Origin of the sequence: Pseudoalteromonas sp. S1650, assembly GCF_005887195.1 — a bacterium.
Taxonomy (GTDB): Bacteria; Pseudomonadota; Gammaproteobacteria; order Enterobacterales; family Alteromonadaceae; genus Pseudoalteromonas; species Pseudoalteromonas simplex.
In genome coordinates, this window is the sequence record NZ_PNDF01000098.1 from 21,905 (window position 1) to 30,023 (window position 8,119).

10 protein-coding genes, 1 tRNA gene and 1 pseudogene are annotated in these 8,119 nt (G+C 42.2%); 10 read left to right on the forward strand and 2 right to left on the reverse strand.

Annotated features, from left to right (window positions below):
- The first annotated feature begins 135 nt into the window (after nucleotides 1-135).
- The 5 genes from CWB80_RS20995 (at nucleotide 136) to alr (ending at nucleotide 4,863) form a co-directional block, all read left to right on the forward strand.
- Nucleotides 136-687: an RNA polymerase sigma factor gene (locus CWB80_RS20995; protein ID WP_054554197.1), complete on the forward strand. Its 552-nt coding sequence runs from the start codon at nucleotides 136-138 to the stop codon at nucleotides 685-687.
- A complete protein-coding gene (locus CWB80_RS21000) occupies nucleotides 674-1,159 on the forward strand; it encodes a hypothetical protein (protein ID WP_082389308.1) in 486 nt (161 codons plus the stop codon). Before CWB80_RS20995 ends, CWB80_RS21000 begins: the two co-directional genes overlap by 14 nt.
- A gap of 11 nt (nucleotides 1,160-1,170) precedes the next feature.
- Nucleotides 1,171-2,112 carry a DUF4097 family beta strand repeat-containing protein gene (locus CWB80_RS21005; protein ID WP_138601277.1) on the forward strand — a complete coding sequence of 314 codons (942 nt, stop codon included), beginning with the start codon at nucleotides 1,171-1,173 and terminating at the stop codon, nucleotides 2,110-2,112.
- A 292-nt stretch (nucleotides 2,113-2,404) separates the two neighbouring features.
- A complete protein-coding gene (gene dnaB / locus CWB80_RS21010; protein WP_054554199.1) occupies nucleotides 2,405-3,784 on the forward strand; it encodes a replicative DNA helicase in 1,380 nt (459 codons plus the stop codon).
- Complete coding sequence (gene alr / locus CWB80_RS21015) at nucleotides 3,784-4,863, forward strand: alanine racemase (protein ID WP_138601280.1); 1,080 nt, start codon at nucleotides 3,784-3,786, stop codon at nucleotides 4,861-4,863. Before dnaB ends, alr begins: the two co-directional genes overlap by 1 nt.
- A gap of 5 nt (nucleotides 4,864-4,868) precedes the next feature.
- On the opposite strand, the gene CWB80_RS21020 is transcribed toward alr, so the two are convergent.
- Complete coding sequence (locus tag CWB80_RS21020) at nucleotides 4,869-5,108, reverse strand: DUF2960 domain-containing protein (RefSeq protein ID WP_054554201.1); 240 nt, start codon at nucleotides 5,106-5,108, stop codon at nucleotides 4,869-4,871.
- A 115-nt stretch (nucleotides 5,109-5,223) separates the two neighbouring features.
- On the opposite strand from CWB80_RS21020, the gene CWB80_RS21025 reads away from it, so the two are divergent.
- Genes CWB80_RS21025 through CWB80_RS21035 form a run of 3 tightly spaced genes read left to right on the forward strand, consistent with a single transcriptional unit; the run spans nucleotide 5,224 to nucleotide 6,932 of the window.
- On the forward strand, nucleotides 5,224-5,481 hold the full coding sequence (locus CWB80_RS21025) for a YkoF family thiamine/hydroxymethylpyrimidine-binding protein (protein ID WP_054563401.1): 258 nt from the start codon (nucleotides 5,224-5,226) through the stop codon (nucleotides 5,479-5,481).
- 20 nt (nucleotides 5,482-5,501) lie between these two features.
- On the forward strand, nucleotides 5,502-6,125 hold the full coding sequence (gene pnuC / locus CWB80_RS21030) for a nicotinamide riboside transporter PnuC (RefSeq protein ID WP_138601283.1): 624 nt from the start codon (nucleotides 5,502-5,504) through the stop codon (nucleotides 6,123-6,125).
- On the forward strand, nucleotides 6,126-6,932 hold the full coding sequence (locus CWB80_RS21035; protein ID WP_138601286.1) for a phosphotransferase family protein: 807 nt from the start codon (nucleotides 6,126-6,128) through the stop codon (nucleotides 6,930-6,932).
- Here CWB80_RS21035 and CWB80_RS21040 read toward each other — a convergent pair.
- Nucleotides 6,929-7,111 (reverse strand): helix-turn-helix domain-containing protein, encoded by a 183-nt coding sequence (locus tag CWB80_RS21040; RefSeq protein ID WP_054554205.1) that lies wholly within the window; start codon nucleotides 7,109-7,111, stop codon nucleotides 6,929-6,931. The genes CWB80_RS21035 and CWB80_RS21040 overlap by 4 nt on opposite strands.
- A gap of 219 nt (nucleotides 7,112-7,330) precedes the next feature.
- Here CWB80_RS21040 and CWB80_RS21045 point away from each other — a divergent pair.
- Together CWB80_RS21045 and CWB80_RS21050 are read left to right on the forward strand one after the other, a co-directional pair.
- Nucleotides 7,331-7,405, forward strand: a tRNA-Arg gene (locus CWB80_RS21045).
- Between the two features lie 387 nt (nucleotides 7,406-7,792).
- Nucleotides 7,793-8,119: pseudogene (locus CWB80_RS21050) on the forward strand (collagenase); the annotation flags it as partial.

An 8,119-nucleotide genomic window follows, 5' to 3' on the forward strand; every position in this document is an offset into this window, starting at 1 on the left:
CCCCAAATAAAATTGTGTAAGCTCAATTATTTGTAGCTTACACAAAAAAATTTAATTTCATTTAAACCTTTTGAATCCCTCCTTACGTCTAATACACTAAATTCACAACAATAATCATAAAGGACAACATCCAGGATGTTGATAGATGCAGAACAAGCGTTCGCCCAGCAAAGTGAGCATGCCTTGATAGAGCGCGTAAAAAGCGGTGATCAAGCAGCCTATGCAACACTTTATGAGTTGCATGTGAAGCGGGTTTATAGCCTTTGTTTGCGATTACTTGCGGACAAAGAGCACGCAGAAGATGCAACACAAGAAGTGTTTGTACAGTTGTGGCACAAAATCGCGAACTTTGATGGACGCTCACAATTTTCGACTTGGTTACACAGTGTTACTAGCAATATTGCGATTAGCTACATTCGCAAACATAAAAGCTGGTTTCAAAAAGTAGTGAGTTTTGAACAAAGCGGTATGGATGAGCAAAGCGCAGCAGATTGCGACGGCTTTAACGGCCTTGACAAATTAGTACTGAGACTACCTGAGCGAGCACGTATGGTGTTTGTACTTCATGCAATTGAAGGCTATCGCCATGAAGAGATAGCAAGCATGCTTGATATGGCAGTCGGTTCAAGTAAATCGCAATTTCACCGTGCAAGGCAGTTATTAAAAGAGTGGTATGAAAATGAGTAAGCCAGAATTTGAACAATTTTTAAATGACTCGCTTAACCATAAGCAAGATATTAGCCCAGACAAAGATCTCTGGCCCGGTGTTGAGCGAGCAATTGCAACAGGGCAACCAGAGCAAACTGAGAAGCCAAACCATGGCTGGAATAAACTCGCTGCAGTTGCCGCTTGTTGTATTGCCGCACTATTGACCGTACAGCTTTTTGTTGGCCAAGGTGAGCCAAATAGCATGATGGCAATGAGCGATTATTTTACTAAGCAAAAGCAAGGCTTGTTGGTGCAGTATCAAAATCAACCTGCGTTAACCGATAACTGGCAGCAGCAACTAAAAGAGTTAGAAGAAGCCGAAAGTGCCATTAAGCAAGCACTTGAGAATGAACCTGAAAACCCAGCTTTATTACAAATGCTGTCGCAGGTTTATCAGCAACAACTGGACTTAATTAACAAGGTGCATGCACCGAAGTGGCAAACGATTTAGGAGTGACAATTATGAAATTACTAGCCTTAACTTTAGGATTACTGCCACTGATGGCAATGGCAGGACAAACCATTAATGAACAAATTGATGTACCTGCAAATAAACGCATTTTTATTGAAAACCAACGTGGTGATGTACGCATTGAAGGGTGGGATAAACCACAACTTAAAATCGAAGGTGAGCTTGACGATAAAGCACAAGGCTATCGTTTAGAGGTTGAAGGCAGCCGTGTTGAATTTATCGTAAAAATGCCGCGTAACTTAGGTGGCTGGAATAGTGGTGACGGTTCTCGTTTAACCATTTACATGCCAAAAAGCAGTGAGCTTGAATTTGCTGGGGTGAATGTCACAGTTAGTGCTAAAGAGCTTGAAGCGGGCGCAGAGATTGATACCGTCAACGGTGATATCACAGTGCAAGATATTCGCGGCAACATGAGCTTTGAAACGGTTAATGGTGATGTGAATGCTCATGATTTAAGCGGTGATATTCGCTTTGAAACCGTTAATGGTGAAATTAACGATAAAAACTCACAAGGTGCTTTACGCTTTACTGCGGTGAATGGCGACATTAAGTCAAAAACCAAAGCACAAGATGTGCGTCTTGAAAACGTAAACGGTGATATCGACTTTGCTTTTGATGCAATTAAAAAGCTGCGCATTAATACCGTAAATGGTGAAGCTGAGGTTCACATCAACAAGCTGCTAGCAGATGCCAATATTCGTTTTGAATCAGTCAGTGGTGATGCAGAATTTTATTTCCCAGCTGATGTATCGGCAACGTTTGAGATTGAAGCTCACGCTAACGGTAAAATCGTTAATGAGCTTAGTGATGACAGAGCAACGAAGGCGAAATACGGCCCATCTAGCGACTTAGAATTTAGTATTAACGGTGGGGATGCTGATATAGAAATGGATACGATTAGCGGACGCATTGAACTTCGTAAACAGAAATAAAGATTACAGTTCACTCAATTACAATATTTCACTCAATTACAATAAAGCGGGAAGACTTCCCGCTCATACCAATCGTGTTAAGTTGTTGGTCTTAAATAGCGACAGATAAATGAAGTGATAACAAGGCAGAAATTTTGACATGTAGTTACTCTACTTTAGACATTTCTAACGCAGTTAGCGCTTTATTTAGCACGCTAGATTGACCAAATATTTAAGTCGATTGGTATTAACTATTTGCAGAGCCTTAGCAAGTAGATAGAATAGAGCCATTCAATTTTAGTTTTGTGATGTTATGGCCAAACCAGATAAGCAAGTCGATACGTTAAAAGTCCCTCCCCATTCAATAGAAGCTGAGCAATCTGTTTTAGGTGGTTTAATGCTTGATAATCAAGCGTTTGACCGTGTTGCTGAGTTAGTGGTTGCACAGGATTTTTATACCCGCACCCATAAGCTCATTTTTGAAGCAATGGTGAATCTTGCTGAAGGTGGTGATCCAATCGATTTGATCACTATTTCTGAGAGCTTAGAGAAAAACAATCAGTTAAGTAGTGTTGGTGGTTTCGCCTACCTTGCTGAAATTGCCAAGAACACGCCAAGTGCGGCGAACATTGATGCTTACGCGAATATCGTGCGAGAGCGCGCTGTTATTCGTGAAATGATTGGTGTTGCGAACGAAATTGCAGAAGCTGGTTTTAGCCCCGAGGGGCGAACTAGTCATGACCTGCTTGATTTTGCTGAAAGTAAAGTATTCAAAATTGCTGAGCAGCGTAGTAAAAGCACCGAAGGCCCACAAAACTTACACAGTATCTTAGAAAAAACCGTTGATAAGATTGAAGAGCTTTATCAGTCGCCACAAGATGGTGTGACGGGTGTAAGTACCGGCTATACCGATCTGGATAAAATGACGGCGGGTATGCAGCCTTCTGACCTTATCATTGTGGCGGCACGTCCATCGATGGGTAAAACAACCTTTGCGATGAACTTAGCCGAACACGCCGCTATGACCCAAGACAAGCCTGTACTTATTTACTCATTAGAGATGCCTTCAGAGCAAATCATGATGAGGATGCTGGCATCGCTAGGTCGTATTAACCAAACTAAGGTTCGTACCGGTCAGCTAGATGATGACGATTGGGCGCGCCTGTCGTCAACCATGGGCTTGTTGATGGAAAAAGGTAAGATGTATGTTGATGATGCATCGGGCCTAACACCAACAGATGTGCGTTCACGTGCACGTCGTATTGCCCGTGACCATGGCGGTATTAGTATGATCATGGTCGATTACTTGCAGCTAATGCGTGTGCCAAGCTTGTCGGATAACCGTACCTTAGAGATCGCTGAAATCTCTCGTTCATTAAAAGCACTGGCAAAAGAACTGCAGTGTCCGGTTATTGCACTATCGCAGCTTAACCGTACCCTAGAGCAACGTGCCGATAAACGCCCAATCAACTCCGACTTACGTGAATCAGGCTCAATCGAGCAGGATGCCGACTTAATCATGTTTATTTACCGTGATGAAGTATATAACGAAGACAGTGCAGAAAAAGGCGTGGCCGAAATCATCATAGGTAAGCAACGTAACGGCCCAATCGGTAAAGTACGTTTAACCTTCCAAGGTCAATTCTCGCGTTTTGATAACTACGCGGGTCCAGCTATGGACGACGAATACTAATGCGCTTAGCCATTGCCGAAATCAACCTACAAGCACTTGCTCATAATTTAGCGCAAGTGAAGCGCTTTGCGCCTGGTTGCAAAGTAATGGCGGTGCTTAAAGCCAATGCCTATGGCCATGGCTTAGTTAAAATTGCCCAATACCTAAATGATGCCGACGCATTTGCGGTTGCGCGAATAGACGAAGCGTTAGCGCTACGTGCAGGTGGACTGACAAAACCGATTGTACTGCTTGAGGGTTTTTTTCATCAAGATGATTTACCTATCTTGCTTGCCAATAACTTTCAAACCATTATTCATGATGAAAATCAGCTCGCAACGCTTGAAAACACAAGCCTTGATGCACCAATTGCATGCTGGTTAAAGGTGAATACTGGGATGCATCGACTGGGTATTGCGCCATCGCAATTTGAGTCTTTCTACAGTCGCTTAAAAGCAAGCCAGAATGCCCGTGATGACATTAAGTTAATGACGCATTTCTCGTGCGCCGATGACATCAATGATGAAAAAACCGCTCAGCAAATTGCCTTATTTGATTCACTGGCAGATGGCAAAAGTGAGCAGCATTGCCTTGCAAACTCTGCTGGTATTATTGCTTGGCCAAAAGGTCATGGTGAGTGGGTGCGTCCTGGCTTGATGCTTTATGGCGTATCGCCAATGCTTAATGGTGTAGGGCAGCAGCACGGACTGGAGCCTGTTATGCGTTTGACTACGCGAGTTATCGCGATACGCGATGTCGATGCCGATCAGTGTGTTGGCTATGGCGGACGCTGGCATAGCGATAAACCGACTAAGCTTGCGGTGGTTGCGATGGGCTATGGGGATGGTTATCCACGCCATGCCGAGCAGGGCACACCTGTGGTTATCAAATCACAACGCTATGGTATTGTTGGCAGTGTGGCGATGGACATGATCACGGTGGATATTGGTGATAACCGCGACAACATAAAAGTGGGTGATGAGGTGATCATGTGGGGGCCAGAGCTTCCCGTTGAAGAGATTGCCCAGTGCGCAACAACTATTCCTTACGAATTACTCTGTAATATCACCCCACGAGTCAGCTACGAGTATCAAGAGTAACTTTGTTACTCTTTAATAAAATACACGTCACTGAAACCCATTCGTGCGAATTCTTGGTCACGAAAGTTACGTACCGCCGCAGAGCCTTTTGAAGTCATTTCGACTTGTTGTTCCATCTTTAAGTAATTAGTTAAATCAATACCTTCAGCCGCTGCGATCGCATGGTACATATCGCGGTATTTATCTTTTGCAAAATTGATTTCGCGAGGCTGGTTTTTAAATTTGTAAGTGATGCGGCGTGCCATAATGAATCCTCAATGTTTATCGGGGCTGATTTTACACTAAAAAATAACCATAGCCATGACTTGTTAGTACAAGCGGGTTACAATGCAATACTTTTTAAAGACTCGGTAACTCATAATGAAACTTTCAGTAGAGATCAGTAAGTACCCACTACATCAAGACTACATTCCGTTTATCAAAGGTTTTATTGACCGTGTAAACAGTTATGAAGGGCTTAAAGTGATCACCAACACCTTATCTACTCAGATTTTTGGTGACTATGATTTAGTGATGTCTGTACTTAATACTGAAATCAAACGTTCTTATGAAGAGTTTGGTAAAGCTATTTTCGTCTGTAAATTCTTACATGGTGACTTGTCGCCTAGCGAAGACTAAAGCCAACAGTAGCGCGTGTTATGGAATTTTTAAGCGAAACCTTCTCAGGCTTTACTGCCATGTCGCATTGGGAATATATTGCCGTTGCTTTATCGGTGGCGTATTTGCTGTTAGCGATTAAAGAAAGCTTATGGTGTTGGCCTGCCGCGTTTGTAAGCACCTTTATTTATACCGTAATGTACTGGAATGGCGCACTGTTGATGGAGTCGCTACTTAATTTTTACTACATGTATATGGCGGTATATGGTTGGGTCGTTTGGCGCAGGGGCGTGGACAATAAAGATCATCTGCCCATTATTTCATGGTCGTTAAAGCGCCATGCGGTGATTTTGCTTGCCACCTCACTGGCCTCAGTTGCCATTGGTTTTGTGATGACCAATTACACTCACGCTGATTTTGCTTATCTAGACAGCTTTACCACCTGTTTTGCGGTGGTGACAACCTACCTTGTTGCCAAGAAGGTGCTGGAAAACTGGTTGTACTGGATTGTAATTGATGCAGCATCTATGTATCTGTACTTTGAAAAAGGGTATTACCCAACCTTAGTACTTTTCGTGTTTTACACCATTATGGCCGCATGGGGCTTTAAAACTTGGTATGAAGAATACGAGCAGCATCAGGCTAAGCCGCTTGCACAGCTATAGATGAAAACTGAGCAACAAATTCACGCGCTTTTTACGCGCTTCAACTCACGTTTAGTTATCACCTCAATCAGTCCACTGGTTGAGGGGTTAAGCAATGATAACTACCTAGTAAAAACAGCAAGCCAAGATTTTTTGGTTAAGCACTATCGCGACCACTGGCCGGCGATTGGTCTTGCAGCGCAAGCGCATTTTGCAAAGCAAAGCTGCTGCCCAGCCCCACTTTGGTTAGAACAAGCAACCGACACGGCTATTTTCGAATACGTGGCAGGTAGTATTGCCAGCGGTGAATTTTGTAGTAGCTTATTGCCCGACTTAGTTAATTTACACCGTTACCCTGTGCTAACCGAGCCGATGAATATTGCTTATGAAATTAACTACTACCAGCAAACAGCGCGATACCAGCAACACGCAGAGCTAATTAAGCAGTCACTGGCTTATATTGATAGTGCACCTAAAGACATGGGCTTTTGTCATAATGATTTAGTGAAAGAAAATATCATTGTGAATGAGACGGGTATGTTTTTAATCGACTTTGAATATGCCAAAAGCAACGATGTTTACTTTGACTTAGCTGCGCTGGTGGTGAGCTTTGCGTTAAATGATGAGCAGCAACTGGCGTTACTTAAACATTACCAAGCGTTAGTGTGCGAACATCACGAGTTTTACTTATCAGTTGAAAAGCTCGCGGCATTTCATGCGCTGTTTTTACTTTTATGTATTTGTTGGTATGAACAACGTGGTGCGATGGATAAAGTGGCGCCACTGCTAACACAGCTTAACCACTTCATAGAAAAAGCTAAAAATTAAAGACCGCCAATTCGCTCAGCAAGTTCTTTATATTTTTTTACATCTTCTTGTTCAAACAAAGGCTCCCCTTTGTCATCTTGTGATTTCGAGATCAGTAAATGTTCGCGAGCAAGGCGCTTTACGCGTTCAACTTTTACACCCAAAAATTCCGCGACTTGCTCTGTAGACATTAAACTCATGATCAAATTCCCCTTACATGGCAATACTGCCACCTTGTTATTAATTTTATTAAGTATACGTTAATACCTTGGTTCTGCACGAAAGTGAAGTGTTTTAATGCAAATTGCTGAATTTGTGTGCATATAAAGGCCTTGATGCTAGCATTTAGCGCAAGATGCCATTATCATTGCCGGGTTGTCATGCTGATATCGCGAGTCAGTATTGATAACGACAAATGTGCTCTCGTGGTGAAATGGATATCACGTGGCCCTCCGGAGGCTAAGTTGCAGGTTCGATCCCTGCCGAGAGCGCCATTTGGTCCCTTTCCTTTATTGATAGTATCTACTAACATTTCAAAAATGGTGACCTGAGTGTGACCAACTTAAAACTATTTTAATTTTTAGAGCTGTTAATTTCGTTACTTTTACATAATACAAGTTTATGGTGTATTTACATTTACGCATATCTACAGCTTTGTCCTTTCTAGCAATACTTCTCATCCTAAATATTTAATGACTTTGTTTTCTTAGTTGAAATATAGATTAACTTCAGACCTTATTTCTTTCGTTAAACCATCAACAGGATCTACTTACACTGTTATGTAAATATAAAATATATTGTATACAGTGATAATTTTATGTTACAAAACTGTTTCTCTTTCCGAGTTGGATAGAGAAAACAATAATTATCAAAGGTAAATTATGAAAATTAAAACATTAATTCTGGCGCTACCTATACTTGGAGCAAGCTCTTTAGCTCAATCAGCTAACCTGCAAGAGCGCTTGTTTACACCAAAAAATGCAGAAGTTGAGCGCACACATCATCACGGTGTAGATCACCAACATAATGAAAAAGCCCCTATAGCTGAGTTGCAAAAGCAGCCACAACAACTTAATCAATTTATGATGCGCAGCCAAGCCGCCGTTGTCAGTTGTGATTTAGCTGCGATGGCAAGTGCAAGCACTAGTGCAATTATCACTGAACTTAAGAGCCAAGGTACTAATTGCATTAATGAACTTTTTAGTGCG